General features: G+C 59.8%; 14 protein-coding genes. 9 read left to right on the top strand and 5 right to left on the bottom strand.

Annotation, left to right across the window (positions count from 1 at the left end):
- Positions 1–10 precede the first annotated feature (10 nt).
- From H0Z09_RS16060 to H0Z09_RS16040, 5 genes are all read left to right on the top strand, one after another.
- Positions 11–271 (top strand): DUF1315 family protein, encoded by a 261-nt coding sequence (locus H0Z09_RS16060; RefSeq protein ID WP_012723870.1) that lies wholly within the window; start codon positions 11–13, stop codon positions 269–271.
- A complete protein-coding gene (locus H0Z09_RS16055; RefSeq protein WP_076952436.1) occupies positions 268–1,098 on the top strand; it encodes a DUF2797 domain-containing protein in 831 nt (276 codons plus the stop codon). Before H0Z09_RS16060 ends, H0Z09_RS16055 begins: the two co-directional genes overlap by 4 nt.
- A 13-nt stretch (positions 1,099–1,111) precedes the next feature.
- The gene (gene pepN / locus H0Z09_RS16050; protein ID WP_186691411.1) at positions 1,112–3,769 is read left to right on the top strand and encodes an aminopeptidase N; all 2,658 of its coding nucleotides are present in this window, start codon (positions 1,112–1,114) and stop codon (positions 3,767–3,769) included.
- Between the two features lie 197 nt (positions 3,770–3,966).
- A complete protein-coding gene (gene zapE / locus H0Z09_RS16045; protein WP_186691410.1) occupies positions 3,967–5,070 on the top strand; it encodes a cell division protein ZapE in 1,104 nt (367 codons plus the stop codon).
- Positions 5,071–5,244: 174 nt separating this feature from the next.
- Entirely contained in the window at positions 5,245–5,736 is a 492-nt protein-coding gene (locus tag H0Z09_RS16040; RefSeq protein WP_186691409.1) for a GNAT family N-acetyltransferase, read from the top strand.
- Positions 5,737–5,829: 93 nt separating this feature from the next.
- Here the strand turns inward: H0Z09_RS16040 and H0Z09_RS16035 are convergent, their stop codons facing one another.
- The 4 genes from H0Z09_RS16035 to H0Z09_RS16020 all read right to left on the bottom strand — a co-directional run bounded on the left by H0Z09_RS16035 (position 5,830) and on the right by H0Z09_RS16020 (position 10,607).
- The gene (locus H0Z09_RS16035) at positions 5,830–6,033 is read right to left on the bottom strand and encodes a hypothetical protein (RefSeq protein ID WP_076952432.1); all 204 of its coding nucleotides are present in this window, start codon (positions 6,031–6,033) and stop codon (positions 5,830–5,832) included.
- A 150-nt stretch (positions 6,034–6,183) separates the two neighbouring features.
- Positions 6,184–8,409 (bottom strand): TonB-dependent siderophore receptor, encoded by a 2,226-nt coding sequence (locus H0Z09_RS16030; RefSeq protein ID WP_186691408.1) that lies wholly within the window; start codon positions 8,407–8,409, stop codon positions 6,184–6,186.
- Between the two features lie 114 nt (positions 8,410–8,523).
- A complete protein-coding gene (locus H0Z09_RS16025; RefSeq protein WP_186691407.1) occupies positions 8,524–10,281 on the bottom strand; it encodes a phosphoethanolamine transferase CptA in 1,758 nt (585 codons plus the stop codon).
- A 161-nt stretch (positions 10,282–10,442) separates the two neighbouring features.
- Positions 10,443–10,607, bottom strand: a complete 165-nt coding sequence (locus tag H0Z09_RS16020; protein ID WP_225927084.1) for a DUF6026 family protein — start codon at positions 10,605–10,607, stop codon at positions 10,443–10,445.
- Between the two features lie 288 nt (positions 10,608–10,895).
- Here H0Z09_RS16020 and gnd point away from each other — a divergent pair, with 288 nt between their 5' ends.
- Genes gnd through H0Z09_RS16005 form a run of 3 tightly spaced genes read left to right on the top strand, consistent with a single transcriptional unit; the run spans position 10,896 to position 14,220 of the window.
- Complete coding sequence (gene gnd / locus H0Z09_RS16015) at positions 10,896–11,879, top strand: phosphogluconate dehydrogenase (NAD(+)-dependent, decarboxylating) (protein ID WP_186691406.1); 984 nt, start codon at positions 10,896–10,898, stop codon at positions 11,877–11,879.
- Complete coding sequence (gene zwf, locus H0Z09_RS16010; RefSeq protein ID WP_186691405.1) at positions 11,876–13,399, top strand: glucose-6-phosphate dehydrogenase; 1,524 nt, start codon at positions 11,876–11,878, stop codon at positions 13,397–13,399. Before gnd ends, zwf begins: the two co-directional genes overlap by 4 nt.
- Positions 13,396–14,220, top strand: coding sequence for a Cof-type HAD-IIB family hydrolase (locus H0Z09_RS16005; protein WP_076952427.1), 825 nt, complete (start codon positions 13,396–13,398; stop codon positions 14,218–14,220). Before zwf ends, H0Z09_RS16005 begins: the two co-directional genes overlap by 4 nt.
- Before the next feature lie 64 nt (positions 14,221–14,284).
- Here H0Z09_RS16005 and H0Z09_RS16000 read toward each other — a convergent pair whose 3' ends face one another.
- Positions 14,285–14,545: a hypothetical protein gene (locus H0Z09_RS16000; RefSeq protein WP_169375741.1), complete on the bottom strand. Its 261-nt coding sequence runs from the start codon at positions 14,543–14,545 to the stop codon at positions 14,285–14,287.
- A gap of 342 nt (positions 14,546–14,887) precedes the next feature.
- Here H0Z09_RS16000 and H0Z09_RS15995 point away from each other — a divergent pair, with 342 nt between their 5' ends.
- On the top strand, positions 14,888–16,216 hold the full coding sequence (locus H0Z09_RS15995; RefSeq protein ID WP_186691404.1) for a sigma-54 dependent transcriptional regulator: 1,329 nt from the start codon (positions 14,888–14,890) through the stop codon (positions 16,214–16,216).
- Positions 16,217–16,430 lie beyond the last annotated feature (214 nt).

The raw sequence follows: 16,430 nt of genomic DNA, 5'->3' as shown, positions 1-16,430 counted from the left end.
GAAGAGCTTCATGTCCTCTTTTGCTGAAATGATCGAAAACATCACGCCGGACATCTACGAGAGCCTCAAGCTCGCCGTGGAAATCGGCAAGTGGTCCGATGGCCGCAAGCTCACCGCCGAGCAGCGCGAGCTGTCGTTGCAGGCGATGATCGCCTGGGAACTGCAGAACCTGCCGGAAGAGCAGCGTACCGGCTACATGGGCCCGCAGGAATGCCAGTCGAAATCGACCACCGTGCCGAACATTCTGTTCAAGTCGGATGCGATCCATTGATTGAAATCGGTCGTGGTGCAGTCAGCAAGATGTCGGCGCAACTCGGTGAGCCGACCGTTCAATACGCGTTTCGCCTGGGCGACACCGAGGTACCGGTCAACCCGTTGATCGGCACTCACGTGCGCCTGGAGTACCTCGGCGCCATTCATTGCAGCCATTGCGGCCGCAAGACCAAGACCAGCTTCAGCCAGGGTTATTGCTACCCGTGCATGACCAAGCTGGCCCAGTGCGACCTGTGCATCATGAGCCCCGAGCGTTGCCATTACGACGCCGGCACCTGCCGCGATCCAGGCTGGGGCGAGACCTTTTGCATGACCGACCACGTGGTGTACCTGGCGAATTCGTCGGGAATCAAGGTCGGCATTACCCGCGCCACCCAGTTGCCGACGCGCTGGCTCGACCAGGGCGCAAGCCAGGCGCTGCCGATCATGCGTGTGGCGACCCGCCAGCAATCGGGTTTCGTCGAAGACGTATTGCGCAGCCAGGTCGCCGACAAGACCAACTGGCGCGCGTTGCTCAAGGGCGATGCGCAGCCTGTGGACCTCAAGCAGGTGCGTGACGCGCTGTTCGCCTCGTGCGCCGAGGGCCTGCTGAATCTGCAGGAACGCTTCGGCCTACAGGCCATCCAAACCATTGCCGACATCGAGCCGATCGAAATCCGCTACCCGGTCGAGCAGTATCCGGCCAAGATCGTCAGCTTCAACCTGGACAAGAACCCGATTGCCGAAGGCACGCTGCTGGGGGTCAAGGGCCAATACCTGATCTTCGACACCGGCGTTATCAATATTCGTAAGTACACGGCCTACCAGCTCGCCGTGCATCAGTAGAAGGATGCCACCCATGCGCACCGAACAACCGAAGATGATTTACCTGAAGGACTATCAGGCGCCGGACTACCTGATCGACGAGACGCACCTGACCTTCGAGTTGTTCGAGGACCACAGCCTGGTCCACGCGCAACTGGTGATGCGCCGCAACCCCGAGCGTGGCGCGGGTTTGCCGCCGCTGGTGCTGGACGGCCAGCAGCTGGAGCTGTTGAGCGTAAACCTCGCCGACCAGGCATTGACTGCGGCTGATTATCAACTGACCGACAGCCACCTGACGCTGCAGCCCAACAGTGCGACCTTTACCTTGGATACCACGGTAAAAATCCACCCGGAAACCAACACTGCCCTGGAAGGCTTGTACAAGTCCGGCAGCATGTTCTGCACCCAGTGCGAGGCCGAAGGCTTTCGCAAGATCACGTACTACCTCGACCGTCCGGACGTGATGAGCACCTTTACCACCACGGTAATCGCCGAGCAGCATCGCTACCCGATCCTGTTGTCCAACGGCAACCCGATCGCCAGCGGCCCCGGTGAAGACGGCCGCCACTGGGCAACGTGGGAAGACCCGTTCAAGAAACCCGCGTACCTGTTCGCCCTGGTGGCCGGTGACCTGTGGTGCGTCGAAGATACCTTCACCACCATGACCGAGCGCACCGTGGCGCTGCGCATCTATGTCGAGCCGGAAAACATCGACAAATGCCAGCACGCCATGACCAGCCTGAAAAAATCCATGCGCTGGGACGAAGAAACCTACGGGCGCGAGTACGACCTCGACATCTTCATGATCGTCGCGGTGAACGACTTCAACATGGGCGCGATGGAAAACAAGGGCCTGAATATCTTCAACTCCAGCGCCGTGCTGGCCCGCGCCGAAACCGCCACCGACGCTGCGCACCAGCGGGTCGAGGCGATCGTTGCCCACGAATATTTCCACAACTGGTCGGGCAACCGCGTGACCTGCCGCGACTGGTTCCAGTTGTCGCTCAAGGAAGGTTTCACGGTGTTCCGTGATTCGGGTTTTTCCGCCGACATGAACTCGGCCACGGTCAAGCGCATCCAGGATGTGGCGTACCTGCGTACCCACCAGTTCGCCGAAGATGCCGGCCCGATGGCCCACGCGGTGCGCCCGGACAGCTTTATCGAAATCTCCAACTTCTACACCCTGACCGTGTACGAAAAAGGCTCGGAAGTGGTCGGCATGATCCACACCTTGCTCGGTGCCGAAGGCTTTCGCAAAGGCAGCGACCTGTACTTCGAACGCCATGACGGCCAGGCCGTGACCTGCGACGATTTCATCAAGGCCATGGAAGACGCGAACGGCGCCGACCTGACTCAGTTCAAACGCTGGTACAGCCAGGCCGGTACGCCGCGCCTGGCGGTCAGCGAGTCATTTGACGCCGCGGCGAAAACCTACAGCCTGACCTTCCGCCAGAGCTGCCCGGAAACCCCGGACAAGGTGGAAAAACTGCCGTTCGTGATTCCGGTGGAGCTGGGCCTGCTGGACGCGAAGGGCGCGGGTATCGCCTTGCGCCTGGCCGGTGAAGCGGCGGCTGGCGCCACGTCGCGCGTGATCTCGGTAACCGAGGCCGAGCAGACCTTTACCTTCGTGGATATCGCTGAACAACCCTTGCCTTCGCTGCTGCGCGGTTTCTCGGCGCCGGTGAAACTGAGCTTTCCGTACAGCCGTGACCAGTTGATGTTCCTGATGCAGCATGACAGCGACGGCTTCAACCGCTGGGATGCCGGCCAGCAGTTGTCGGTGCAGGTGTTGCAGGAGCTGATCGGCCAGTATCAACAGGGCCAGGCCTTGCATATGGATCAGCGCTTGATCGCCGCATTGCGCAGTGTATTGAGCGACGAGACGCTGGACCAGGCGATGGTCGCGGAAATGTTGTCGTTGCCGGGCGAGGCTTATCTCACGGAAATCAGCGAAGTGGCGGATGTCGATGCCATCCACGCCGCCCGCGAGTATGCGCGCAAGCAACTGGCCGACAACCTGCATGAAGAGCTGTGGCTGCGTTACCAGGCCAATCGCGAGCTGTCCAAGCAAACGCCCTACGTCGCGGCGGCCGAGCACTTTGCCCGTCGCGCGTTGCAGAATATCGCGCTGTCGTACCTGATGCTCAGCGGCAAGCCTGAAGTACTGGCGGCGACGCTGGACCAGTTCGACACCAGCGACAACATGACCGAGCGCCTGACCGCGCTGGCGGTGCTGGTGAACTCGCCGTTCGAAGCCGAGAAGGCCCAGGCGCTGGCCGTGTTTGCCGACAACTTCAAGGACAACCCGCTGGTTATGGACCAATGGTTCAGCGTGCAGGCCGGCAGCACCTTGCCGGGTGGGCTGGCGCGGGTCAAGGCGTTGATGGAGCATCCGGCGTTCACGCTCAAGAATCCGAACAAGGTGCGCGCCTTGATTGGCGCATTTGCCGGGCAGAACCTGATCAACTTCCACGCAGCCGACGGTTCGGGTTATCGCTTCCTGGCGGATCTGGTGATCCAGCTCAATGGCTTCAACCCGCAGATTGCTTCGCGCCAGTTGGTGCCACTGACCCGCTGGCGCAAATACGACAGCGCGCGCCAGGCGCTGATGAAGGCGGAGCTGGAGCGCATCCTTGCGTCTGGCGAGCTGTCGAGCGATGTGTTCGAGGTGGTCAGCAAGAGCCTTGCCTGAGCCGATTCGCTGAAAGGCGTTGGCGGGTATCTACACAACTTTGTAGTGAGCGGGCTTGCCCCGCGCGGGGCAAGCCCGCTCACTACAAGTTTTGTAGATACCCATACCTCAAGGAGGCAGCGATAGCGGTAGGTCAGACGCTGGCCATTTGAGGCCTTTTTACGCCCGCAGCTTCCTCCATACGTCATACTGGCGCCATGAGTATCGACTCGCCCCTCGCCGCCTACCAACACGCCATCGCTCAACAGGGTTTCGTTGCCGACGATGCCCAACGCAGGGCGGTGGACGCCTTGCAAACATGCCACGCGGCCCTGCATCAAGGCCGCGCGCCGATTCGTGGCGTCTACCTGTGGGGCCCGGTTGGTCGTGGCAAGACCTGGTTGATGGATCAGTTCTATCAGAGCCTACGCGTACCGGCGCGGCGTCAGCATTTTCATCATTTCATGGGCTGGGTGCATCAGCGTCTGTTCCAGCTGACCGGCACCCAGGACCCGTTGCAGGCTCTGGCCAAGGAACTGGGCCAGGCAGTGCGCGTGTTGTGCTTCGACGAGCTGTTCGTCAATGATATTGGTGACGCGATCATTCTTGGTCGCTTGTTCCAAGTGATGTTCGAGGAGGGCGTGGTGATGGTCTGCACGTCCAACCAGCCGCCCGACCAGTTGTATGCCGATGGCTTCAACCGCGAGCGGTTTTTGCCAGGCATTGCGGCGATAACGCGGCACATGCAGGTGGTGGCAGTGGATGGCGCTGAAGATCATCGCCTGCAACCTGGCGCAAGCCTGCAGCGCTATTGGGTGAATCAGCCCGATGCGCTGGCCAGCGTGTTCAAGCCATTGGCCGAAGGGCAGGCCGTCAGCAGCGCACCGGTTATCGTCGGTCATCGTTCTATCCTCGCGGTGCAGTCCGCTGACACCGTGCTGTGGTGCCGCTACGCCGATCTATGCGAACAGCCCCTGGCGGCGATGGACTTCATGCTGCTGTGCGATCGTTTCAGGGCCATCCTGCTGGGTGAAGTCCCCAACCTCAGCGCGCAACAGCGCCCGGGCCGAATAGCCCGCGGCACCGAAGATGGCGCACGGCGCGTGGAGGCCGGTGACCGTGAATTGCCGCAACTGTCGGTGCACGACGATAGCGTGCGTCGGTTCATCGCACTGGTGGACGAATGCTACGACCGCAGGGTGCCTTTGTTTATCGAGGCCCAGGTGCCCCTCGAACAGCTTTATACCGAGGGTTACCTGGCGTTTCCTTTTCGCCGCACTTTGAGCCGTTTGCAGGAAATGCAGTTGCAGCGGTTTGGCTAAGGCCTGTACGAAAAAACACCCACGACGCAGTGTCCATGGCTTTTTAGCGACATAGGCTTCGCGATTTCAGGCGCATATTTGTAGTTAATCTCCTTCATCTGATAGCTGCCGGGCGCTTACAATCATGATCCTCAAAGGGAGCCGATTCCCTTGTTGCCGTTATCGAGGAAGGAAATGGACACCCCTGACATCCTGGTGCTGCAAGCCAGCTACACCAACGCCGTGCATGCCGAAGCCATCGCTCGGGTGCTCAACCACTACGCCGAGGACCCGATGGGCGGCGGGCACAGCCTGGACCCCGACCTGCTGCAACAACTGCCGGCCGAATTGGCCAAGCGTGCGCATGCGTTCAGCGTATTGGCGTTTGTGAATGGAGAGCCGGCCGGGTTGGTGAACTGTTTTGAAGGCTTCTCGACGTTCGCCTGCCGCCCATTGGTCAATGTGCATGACGTGGCGGTAGTGGATGCGTTTCGTGGCTTGGGTTTGAGTCAGAAGATGCTGCAGAAGGTCGAGGAAATCGCCCGTCAACGCGGCTGCTGCAAAATCACTCTGGAAGTGCTCGAGGGCAACGAAGTGGCGAAGTCGGCGTACCGCAAGTTCGGGTTTGATGGCGCTCAGTTTGATCCAGCGTATGGAAAGATGCTGTTCTGGAATAAGCCGCTCTAAGTCAGTATTTAACGCTCAAAAAAAAGGCGCCACTACAGGGCGCCAAGTTAGCCTTTGCCAAAGGAGCGGAATGACAAAGGGTATAACGGTAAATCAACTTTTTGGTTGCTGGGTATCATCGGCTTTCAAATGTTTTACATCGCTGGAAGCCGTTTGCTCGGCTTTTTCTTGAGCCTGTTTCTGCATGAAATTGAAGTTGGCGTAGAACTGCCTCGAACGCTCGGAGCCCCCTTCAGCAAAGGCTGCGGCGGAAGTCAGGGTCATCAGGCCAGCCAGTATCAGAGTCGAAATTTTCATCGTCGGTATTCCCATAAAGTGTGAGTGGGTCTGTTCGGTTGGATCAGACTCGTGGGGCCGATTATGTGCAGGCTCGATTAAGCGAAGCTTAACTGAGCAACCTCCAACCTTAACGATTTCGTTAAGGTTGAAGTTCATGTGCAAGCGTATTTAAAGCTTCCAGTCCAATGCGAGCGTTACAGTGCGCGGGTCGCCCCAATAAACACCGTTATAGAAGCCGACACGTTCGTAATATTTTTTATCAAATAGGTTGTTGACGTTGATTGACGCCGAAACGTGCTCATCGAACTGATAGCGGGACATCAGGTTGACCACGGTGTAGGCCTGCTGGGTGATTTTCGCCCGCTCGGTGACCAACCTGTTGTTAACACGCTCCCCCGTCGGCCTGTTACCGAACTCATGGATATCGCTCTGCCAATTGACAGCGCCACCCACGGTCAGGTTGCGCCAAGCGCCCGGCAACCGGTAGGCGCTGGACACCTTCAGCAGGTTCAGCGGCTGCCCGGTGTTGTTACGCTTACCCGAGCCGTTCAGCGAGTGGGTGTAGGTGTAGCCTGCGCTCAGGTTCCAGTCCGGCAGCACTTCGCCGGCCACCTCCAGTTCGAAGCCATTGACCTTGTTACCTTTACCGCCGGACTTGTAGTACTCCTCGCCTGTGGTCGGGTTGGGCGGTACCGAGTCATCCCGTTCGACAACGTTGTCCTGCTTGCTCCAGAAATAGGCGGCCGCCACGTTCAAGCGTTCGTTCAGCAGGCTGCCCTTGAGGCCCACTTCATAATTGCTGCCCACCACGGGCTCCAGGTACTTTTTGTTGACGTCCTTGACACTCTGCGGCTTGAAGATGTCGGTGTAGCTGGCATACAGGGTGTATTGCGGGGTGATGTCATAGAGCAGGCCGGCATAGGGCGTCCACATGTCATTGTGGGTCTGGCGGGCCTTGTTGGCCCTGAGCAATTGGTCGTTGTCATCGTAGCTGGGCGTCGCACTTTGCAGTTCCCAACTGCCATAACGGCTGCCCAGTACCGCGTGCAGGCGGTCGGTAAGGCTCAGGCGCGTGGCCAGGTAGCCGGCTTTCTGTTGCTTGCTGCTGTGCTCGCCCTTGAGATCGGTGACGGTGTCGGGAAACTTGCCGATCCCGCCCATGTATTTCCAGTCTTCAATGTTGTAGTAACTGTCAGGAATGCTGTTGCGCATCACCGGAGAAACGTCGCGTTGCGTGGCCTCGCCATAACCCATCATCAGTGCATGTTCGCGGCCAAGCAGGGCGTAGTTGCCGGACAGGTTGAGGTCGACCGCCTCCATTCTGGAAGTGCCGCGCATATGGCTTGCCCAGGCGGTCATGCCGCTGCGGTCGTCATTGGGAAAACCCGCGCCGCCGTAGTACACCTTGCCATCCGTGTCGCTCTGGCGGTGGGTATAGGCGGCCTTCAAGTGCCAATCGCCGCTTAACCGGTGGTCGAGGGTGGCGAAGGTGGTCTTGTCCGTCAGCGGCCAGGAACTCCAGTGCGCCGCCATATTGGTGGAACGCGACAGCCCGGCTTTCCCACCCTGGCTGTTCCAGTAAGGCACGGTGCCCCAGGAAGTGCCTTGTACTTGCTTGTTCTGGTAATCAAAGCCTACAGCCAACACGGTATCGTCAGACAGATCGCCTTCAAGGATGCCGTAGCCGACCGCTCGCTGCAGTCCGTAGTTGTCACGCCAGGACTGGCTGTCGCGGTACGCCAGCACCGTACGCCCGCGCAGCTTGCCGTCGAATGCCAGTGGGCCGCCCACGTCCACATAGCTGTAGTAATTGTCATAGCTGCCGGCCTTTACCCCGATTTGCGCCTGCCATTGGGCGGTAGGGCGCTTGCGCACCATATTGACCGTGGCGGAAGGATCGCCGGCACCGGTGGTCAGGCCCGTGGCGCCGCGGACCACCTCGATGCGGTCGTAGATGATGGTGTCGGCGTCGGACTTCATGAAGCCGAACGTATTGAGCATCCCGTCAACCTGAAAGTTGGCGATGCTGTAGCCCCGTGACGAATAGGCCACGCGGTCGGAGTCATTGTGCTGGACGTTGACCCCAGTGGTCTGGCGCAGCACCTCCGTGAGCGTATTGAGATTGAAATCATCCATCTGCTGGCGAGTGGTCACCGAGATCGATTGTGGGGTTTGCTTGATGGACAGGTTGAGGCGGGTGGCGGTACTCATCGAACCGGTGGTGTAGGCCCCGGTATGCTCGGTGGTGGCGCCCAGGTCATCGGCGCTGATGCGCGTGGCGCCCAGCTCGAGGGGTGTGCGCTCGGGGTCGGTTTCGGCCAGCAGTTCTGGGCTTGATACCAGGCTGAAGAGGCCGAGGGTGAAGGTCATGGAGCGGGTAAAAGGGGCGAACATTGCGTAAGACTCCTTGTCATCTTGGCGGCCTGTCCGGTCGGAACAGGCCTTGGTTCAAAGACGAAAGGAGCGGGGGAATTTTAGCCTTAAACGAGAATGATTGTTATCTTTGTGTTACGGCGCCGGTTTTTCCTGGAGCACCACGTCTGTCGCGCTGACCTTTTTCGGCTTGATCAGGCTGAAATCGATCAAGGCTTTTTGTTGGCGCAGGTACGGGTTGCCGATCAACTGCGGGCGCGGCGTGAAGCTGTCGCTCACCAGGCTTTTGGTGCGGTCCAGCTCATTGAAGCTCAGCCCGGCCAAGTCAGCCCAGGTGTGAATCAACTGCGAGCTGCTATAAGGCCGCTGCAGGTCGCCGGCAAAGCTCCAATCGTGGCTTTCACGCCATTTCGGCGAGGCATAGGCCATGAACGGGATGGTGTACATCGGTGCGGTCGGCTTGCTTTCGTTGCGCCCCAGGGTGTCATGGCCGGTTGAGTCGAAGACGTCTTCGCCATGGTCCGACAAGTACAGCAGGAAGCCGTTCGGGTCAGTCTTGGCGTAGTCCTTGATCAGGCTCGACACCACAAAGTCGTTGTACAGCACGGCATTGTCGTAGCTGTTGTAGGTGGGCAGTTGATCATCGCTCACGCCCGCCGGTACGCCCTGGCGATCGGTGAATTTGTCGAAGGTCGGCGGATAGCGATACTGGTAGCTCATGTGGGTGCCCAGCAAATGCACCACGATGAACTTGCGCTCGGCCGGGTCGGCCAGAGCCTTGGAAAACGGCCCCAGCACGTCGCCGTCGTATTGACGGGCGTTCTGGTTGCGGTTGTTGTTCAGGTAGACCTGCTCGTCGGCCTGTTCGGAAAACGTGGTGAGCATGGTGTTGCGCTTGGTCATCGTCTGCTGGTTGGTGATCCAGTAGGTCTTATAGCCGGCCTGTTTCATCACGCTGACGATTGAGGGCGTCTTGAGGTACAGGTCGGGGTTTTCTTCGTCGGCGAAGGTCAGCACCTGTTGCAGCGCTTCGATGGTGTAGGGGCGCGGGGTGATGACATTGTCGAACACCGCCAGTTGATCGCGCAGCTTGTCCAGCTCCGGCGTGGTGTTGCGCGGGTAACCGTAGAGGCTCATGCGCTGGCGGTTGGTGGACTCGCCGATCACCAGCACCAGGGTCGACGGCTGGCCGGCCATGCTGTCCTTGAGGTTGGTCAGGGGCGGGATCTGGCTGGCGCTGTCGAGCATGCCTTGCATGTTGTCCAGCTGTTCGGTGTAGCGACGGTAGGCAACGATCATCTGCCACGGCACGGCGGGCTCGATGCGCGATTCAAAGCGGTCGATGGCATCAGCCAGGGTGTCGCTGCGGGCGATCTGCTTGACCAGCGGATAGCCGATGACGCCTACCAGGATCGCCGTCGCCGCCAGCATGGCCTGGCCACGCGGCAGATACACCGGGCGCACGCGGGTCCACAGGAAAATAGCCACAGCGGTGTGGGCTATGAACGCCAGCACGATCCACCAGGCGAAATACTGGGTGGCGTATTCGCCGGCTTCAGAGATGTTCGACTCGAACATGATGAAGATGACGCTTTGCGAGAATTCCTGCTGGTAGATGAAGAAATAACCCAGGCTGGCCATGGAACAGGCCCACAAGACCACACCGATCACGGCGGCGAGCAAGCGCGTACGGCGCGGAAACACCAGCAGCGGCGCCAGCCAGATCGCACTCATGAAGAACGCTTGGCGAAAACCGCTGAAGCCGGAAGTGCCACTGAGCTGGATCAGCAGTTGGGTAATACCCGAGAAGTACCAGAAAAAAAGGAATAGCCAGCCGAGACCGGCCCAGTCAAAGCTTTTCGCAGACTTCGTGCTGCGTTCGAACATCGCCATCCAGCGCTCCAACCCGGTAATTTTTCAGTCAGCGCGCAGGGCTGCGCGCGACAGAGGCCACCCTTGCATGGGGTGGCCCTTGGGGGCGGGAGTATCGGGAGGTGCATGTGAAAACTTTGTGAGATTTTTGTAGGGTTTATCTTACAAAGCGATGACGCGGTTCAGCAGAGCGCGGGTTGCACACCGGTGGAGTGGTCCAGTTGGGCCTGGATGATATGAGCACGCAGGCGCAGGACTTCCTGCTGCAGCTGTTCGCGCTCGTCTTTCAACTGGCGCAGCTCATCGCGTCGGATAGACACATAGAGCGTCTGGGGAGGACGGGACATCTGGTGTGCAGTGCTCATTGCTTACCTCGCAAATAGCCGGTGTGTCGCGGGTGTGCCAGAACGCTTGAGTCGAGGTTCTCGGCATCAGTCAGGGCAATTCTGAATTCTTTTTGCGAGCAATGGAACTTTTTTATTTTTGATGGTCGTGTGACTTTTTGATCGATGATGCTGAAATGATGGCATCTTTTTATCATGAAACTAGATGGATCCGCTCTGGACTAACCCTCATTAGCCTCATTGCGCTATAAACTATGTCACACATTTTTTAGAAGTTAGGAGCATCAGCACATGCAACTGGGGATTATCGGACTAGGCCGCATGGGCGGGAATATTGCACGGCGCCTGATGCTCAATGGGCATACCACCGTTGTTTACGACCGTAACGAAGCTTTCGTCAAAGGCCTGAGCAAAGAAGGCGCCACCGGCGTTGCCGACCTCAAGGCCCTGGTGGCCGGGCTGCAAAAACCGCGCACCGTCTGGGTCATGCTGCCCGCAGGCGCGCCGACCGAAGACACCATCAATGAATTGAGCACGCTGCTGGAAGACGGTGATGCAATCATCGACGGCGGCAACACCAACTATAAGGATGACGTTCGCCGGGCCAAGGCCTTGGCTGAAAAAGGCCTGCATTATGTCGACGTCGGTACGTCCGGCGGCGTCTGGGGCCTGGAGCGTGGCTACTGCATGATGATCGGCGGCGACGCCCAGACCGTCCAGCGCCTTGACCCTATCTTTGCCAGCCTGGCGCCGGGCCTGGGTAACATCCCGCGCACCAAGGACCGTTCCGCCAGCGCCGACCCGCGCGCCGAACAGGGTTACATCCACGCCGGCCCTGCCGGTTCCGGGCATTTCGTCAAGATGATCCACAACGGCATCGAGTACGGAATGATGCAGGCATTTGCCGAAGGTTTTGACATCCTCAAGACCAAGAACTCGGAAAACCTGCCCGAAGACCAGCGTTTCGACCTGAACGTTGCCGACATCGCCGAAGTCTGGCGCCGTGGCAGCGTGGTTTCGTCCTGGCTGCTGGACCTCACCGCCGACGCTTTGGCCACCGACCCTAAACTCGACGGTTACTCCGGCTCCGTGGCCGACAGTGGCGAAGGCCGCTGGACCATCGAAGCCGCCATGGAGCAAGCCGTGCCGGTGCCGGTATTGTCCACCTCGCTATTTGCACGCTTCCGCTCGCGCCAGCAGAGCACCTACGGTGACAAGATGCTCTCCGCCATGCGCTTCGGCTTTGGTGGCCACGTGGAGACTTCCAAGAAATGACCGCCAACGGCAAGAAACTCAAGGCCGAACCCGCACCACCCACTACCTTGTTCCTGTTTGGCGCCCACGGCGACCTGGTCAAGCGCCTGCTGATGCCGGCGTTGTACAACCTGAGCCGCGACGGGCTGCTGGGCGATGGCTTGCGCATTGTCGGCGTTGATCACAACGCCATCAGTGATGCCGACTTCGCCAAGAAACTCGAAGATTTCATTCGTACCGAAGCCGCGAGCAAGGTCAAGGGCAATGCCGATAACGCGCTCGATCCGGCGTTGTGGGCGCAGTTGGCCAAGGGCATCAGCTACGTTGAGGGCGACTTCCTCGACGACAGCACCTACGCCGATATCGGCAGGAAAATCGCCGACAGCGGCACCGGCAACGCGGTGTTCTACCTGGCCACCGCACCGCGCTTCTTCAGCGACGTGGTGCAGCGCCTGGGCAGTGCCGGTTTGCTGACCGAGACCGACTACAGTTTCCGTCGCGTGGTCATCGAAAAGCCCTTCGGCTCCGACCTGGCCACCGCCGAGGCGCTGAACGCCTGCCTGCTTAAAGTCATGAGCGAAAAGCAGATCTATCGCATCGACCATTACCTGGGCAAGGAGACCGTGCAGAACATCCTGATCAGCCGGTTCTCCAACGTGTTGTTCGAAGCGTTCTGGAACAATCATTACATTGACCACGTGCAAATCACCGCCGCCGAAACCGTCGGCGTGGAGACTCGGGGCAATTTCTTCGAGAAGACCGGCACCCTGCGCGACATGGTGCCCAACCATCTGTTCCAGTTGCTGGCCATGGTCGCCATGGAGCCGCCCGCAGCCTTTGGCGCCGACGCCGTGCGCGGCGAAAAAGCCAAGGTGATCGGTGCCGTACGCCCCTGGTCCCTGGAAGATGCACGGGCCAACTCGGTGCGCGGGCAATACACCGCCGGTGAAATCGCCGGCAAACCATTGCCCGGTTATCGCGAAGAAGCCAACGTCGCGCCTGACAGCAGCACCGAGACCTTCGTCGCCCTCAAGGTGATGATCGACAACTGGCGCTGGGTCGGTGTGCCGTTCTACCTGCGCACCGGCAAGCGCATGAGTGTGCGCGACACCGAAATCGTGATCTGCTTCAAACCGGCGCCCTACGCGCAGTTTCGCGACACCGAGGTGGATGAGCTCAAGCCCACCTACCTGAAAATCCAGATCCAGCCCAATGAAGGCATGTGGTTCGACCTGCTGGCGAAAAAGCCCGGGCCGACCCTGGACATGGCTAATATCCAGTTGGGCTTCGCCTACAAGGACTTCTTCGAAATGCAGCCGTCGACCGGGTATGAAACCCTGATCTACGACTGCATGACCGGCGATCAGACCCTGTTCCAGCGTGCCGACAACATCGAAAACGGCTGGCGCACGGTGCAGCCGTTCCTCGATGCATGGAAGGAAGACGACGGGATCCAGGCCTACAAGGCGGGTGAAGATGGCCCGGCCGCGTCCGATGCATTGCTGGCCCGTGACGGCCGTACCTGGCACAGACTCGGATGAGTGACGCAGCGATTCATCCCATCCGTTTTATCCTCAGTGATGTGGACGGCACCTTGCTGCATCCTGATCACAGCCTCAGCCAGCGCACCGCCGATGCGGTGCGTGCATTGCGTGAGGCCGGGGTGTTTTTCAGCCTGGCCAGCGGGCGACCGCCCAAGGCCATGTTGCACCTGGTGGAAACTTTCGGCATCGATGTGCCGGTGGCGGGCTTTAACGGCGGTACGTTGATCAACCCGGATGGCAGCATCCTGGTTGCCCATCACCTGCCGGCGGAAGCGGCGCTAGTGACCCTGGCGCTGTTCTCGGCGCAGCCGGAAGTGGAAGTGTGGGTGTTTGCCGATGGCGACTGGCTGCGCCGCGACCCGCCAGGGCCGATGGAGCCGCGCGAAGCCCACGGCCTGGGCTACGGGCCGGTGGTGGTGGAGAGTTTCGAGCCGTACCTGGACCGGGTCGACAAGATAGTCGCCGCCAGCAATAACACGCAGTTGCTGGTGGAACTGGAAGCGCAGTTGCACCCCAAGGTGCAGGGGCTGGCCCAGGTTTCACGTTCGCAACCGGTGTACCTGGATGTGACCGCGATGCTGGCCAACAAGGGCGAGGCGTTGAAGACCCTGGCGGCGCATTTGGGGGTTCCCATCGAGCAGACCGCGGCGATCGGCGATGGCGGCAATGACCCGGCGATGTTTCATGTGGCCGGGTTGTCGATTGCCATGGGGCAGGCCGAAGAAACCGTCAAGCGCCAGGCCAACGTGGTCACCGGTAGTAATATCGAGGACGGCGCGGCGGAAGCCATCGAGCGGTTTATTCTGGCGGCTCAATAAGCGTCGTGTGTTCTAACACTGAACTTGCGCTCATTTAAACCATGAGCGCAAGTTAGGCTGCCGATTACTTCGGCATTGCCCAGGACTGCAACTGGTAGCCATCTTTATCGAGCTCGGCGCGAGCTTGCAACAGCAAGTTTTCCAACTGCGCCGGATCGGTGTAGGCACTCGACGACAATTGTTTGCTGCCGATACGCGTATTGGTGCGATCGATGACGCTCAGGCTCAGGGCGCCGTTGCCATCGTGCCAGGCCACGCACTGAAAGGGCTGGAAAGCACGGTCTGCGATCAAAAGAGCTTCGTTGATGCGGAGCGGGGCGTTCATGTGGGTTCTCTCTCATTGCCCATTCAAGTGAGTGCCGGCGGTTGGGCTGACCGTGCGGCGGGTTACTTGTACTGATGCACGATGGCGGGGTGCGGGTCACATGCTAGAGCAACTATTTTCAACTTTTACTGATTGACGTCATGTAAGCGACTGTTTTGAAAGCTGAATGAAAGTTCGGTTGCGCGCTACCTTATTTGCTCAACGCGCGCGGAAGTGGCTTTTTGCCCCTACTTATAGCGAATCGGTACAAGGCGCGCGTCAAGATCTTGCTAGGGTTAGCAGCAGACGTCACAAACTATTGTTTATAAATACATTTAACAATTTTGACGCCAAGGAACAGTCATGGGTGGACCCCCCGTTCAACGCCGTTTGCTAGTGGTCGATCCGTGTGAGGACTGCCACGCGCTGCTGCCCGGTTTGCGCACGGCGGGGTGGGAAGTCGACAGCTGCACATTGGCAGCGGTCGGTGACCGGTCCTGTGATGTCGGCCTGTTGCGCCTGCAGCCTTATCACCTGGAGCGCCCGGAGGCGGTCAAGGAACTGATCGGGCGCAGCGGCACCACCGAATGGATCGCCGTGCTCAGCCAGGACGTGCTGCGCCTGCAAAACGTCGGCGATTTTGTGTGCGAATGGTTTTTCGACTTCCATACCTTGCCCTTTGACGTTGCCCGCGTGCAGGTCACGTTGGGCCGTGCCTTCGGCATGGCGCGCCTGCGGGGCAAGGGCCATACCCTGGTGGATGAGCCTGAGCATGAACTGCTGGGCGACAGCCGCCCGATTCGCGAGCTGCGCAAACTGCTGTCCAAATTGGCGCCCACCGAATCCCCGGTGTTGATCCGTGGCGACAGCGGGACCGGCAAGGAGCTGGTGGCCAAGACGCTGCACCGCCAATCCCAACGCCAGGGCAAACCGTTTGTGGCGATCAACTGCGGTGCAATCCCGGAGCATTTGATCCAATCCGAATTGTTCGGCCATGAAAAGGGTGCGTTTACCGGCGCCCACCAGCGCAAGATCGGACGCATCGAAGCGGCCAACGGCGGCACCTTGTTTCTCGATGAAATCGGCGACCTGCCGATGGAGCTGCAAGCCAACCTGTTGCGCTTTTTACAGGAAAAACACATTGAGCGAGTGGGTGGCAGCCAGCCAATTGCGGTGGATGTGCGGGTATTGGCCGCCACTCACGTCGATCTGGAAGCCGCAGTGGAGAAGGGCACCTTTCGCGAAGACTTGTACTACCGCCTCAATGTATTGCAAGTAGTCACCGCCCCCTTGCGTGAACGCCATGGCGACGTCGCGATGTTGGCCAACCACTTTTCGCGCTTCTACAGCCAGGAAACCGGCCGCCGCCCGCGCAGCTTCAGTGACGATGCCCTGGTCGCGATGGGCCAGCATCCCTGGCCGGGGAACGTGCGCGAGCTGGCCAACCGCGTGCGCCGTGGCCTGGTACTCGCCGAAGGGCGGCAGATCGAGGCGGCCGACCTGGGATTGCACGGCCAACCAGTACTGTCGGTGCCGATGGCGACACTGGAAGACTACAAGCACCGCGCCGAACGCCAGGCGCTGTGCGATGTGCTCAACCGGCACAGCGACAACCTGAGCGTCGCGGCCCGCGTGCTGGGGATTTCCCGGCCCACGTTCTATCGGTTGCTGCACAAACACCAGATCCGCTAGGGCGGGTAAACCGAAAAGTCCCACAACGACCCTTATCGTTGTGGGGCTTTTCCTTCTCGCGTGTGGATGATCAATTGTAGTGAGCGGGCTTGCCCCGCGCTGGGTGGCGAAGCCGCCCCAATCGAAACACTGCGGTGTCTCAGGGGAATTGAGGCGACTGGTTTTGGGACGGCTTCGCCACCCAGCGCGGGGCAAGCCCGCTCACTACAGATCG

The organism is Pseudomonas sp. SWRI18, from assembly GCF_014268345.1.
GTDB lineage: Bacteria > Pseudomonadota > Gammaproteobacteria > Pseudomonadales > Pseudomonadaceae > Aquipseudomonas > Aquipseudomonas cedrina.
Note: the sequence above shows the minus strand (reverse complement) of the source record. Positions and strands in the feature narration are given on the sequence as shown.

Bases quoted from the DNA above. Each gene is read 5' to 3' on its own strand.
- zwf (WP_186691405.1), top strand. From the start codon at position 11,876: ATGACCGCCAACGGCAAGAAACTCAAGGCCGAACCCGCACCACCCACT.
- H0Z09_RS16040 (WP_186691409.1), top strand. From the start codon at position 5,245: ATGGACACCCCTGACATCCTGGTGCTGCAAGCCAGCTACACCAACGCC.
- pepN (WP_186691411.1), top strand. From the start codon at position 1,112: ATGCGCACCGAACAACCGAAGATGATTTACCTGAAGGACTATCAGGCG.
- H0Z09_RS16035 (WP_076952432.1), bottom strand. From the start codon at position 6,033: ATGAAAATTTCGACTCTGATACTGGCTGGCCTGATGACCCTGACTTCC.
- H0Z09_RS16020 (WP_225927084.1), bottom strand. From the start codon at position 10,607: ATGTCCCGTCCTCCCCAGACGCTCTATGTGTCTATCCGACGCGATGAG.
- zapE (WP_186691410.1), top strand. From the start codon at position 3,967: ATGAGTATCGACTCGCCCCTCGCCGCCTACCAACACGCCATCGCTCAA.
- H0Z09_RS16025 (WP_186691407.1), bottom strand. From the start codon at position 10,281: ATGGCGATGTTCGAACGCAGCACGAAGTCTGCGAAAAGCTTTGACTGG.
- H0Z09_RS16005 (WP_076952427.1), top strand. From the start codon at position 13,396: ATGAGTGACGCAGCGATTCATCCCATCCGTTTTATCCTCAGTGATGTG.
- H0Z09_RS15995 (WP_186691404.1), top strand. From the start codon at position 14,888: ATGGGTGGACCCCCCGTTCAACGCCGTTTGCTAGTGGTCGATCCGTGT.
- H0Z09_RS16000 (WP_169375741.1), bottom strand. From the start codon at position 14,545: ATGAACGCCCCGCTCCGCATCAACGAAGCTCTTTTGATCGCAGACCGT.
- H0Z09_RS16030 (WP_186691408.1), bottom strand. From the start codon at position 8,409: ATGTTCGCCCCTTTTACCCGCTCCATGACCTTCACCCTCGGCCTCTTC.
- H0Z09_RS16060 (WP_012723870.1), top strand. From the start codon at position 11: ATGTCCTCTTTTGCTGAAATGATCGAAAACATCACGCCGGACATCTAC.
- gnd (WP_186691406.1), top strand. From the start codon at position 10,896: ATGCAACTGGGGATTATCGGACTAGGCCGCATGGGCGGGAATATTGCA.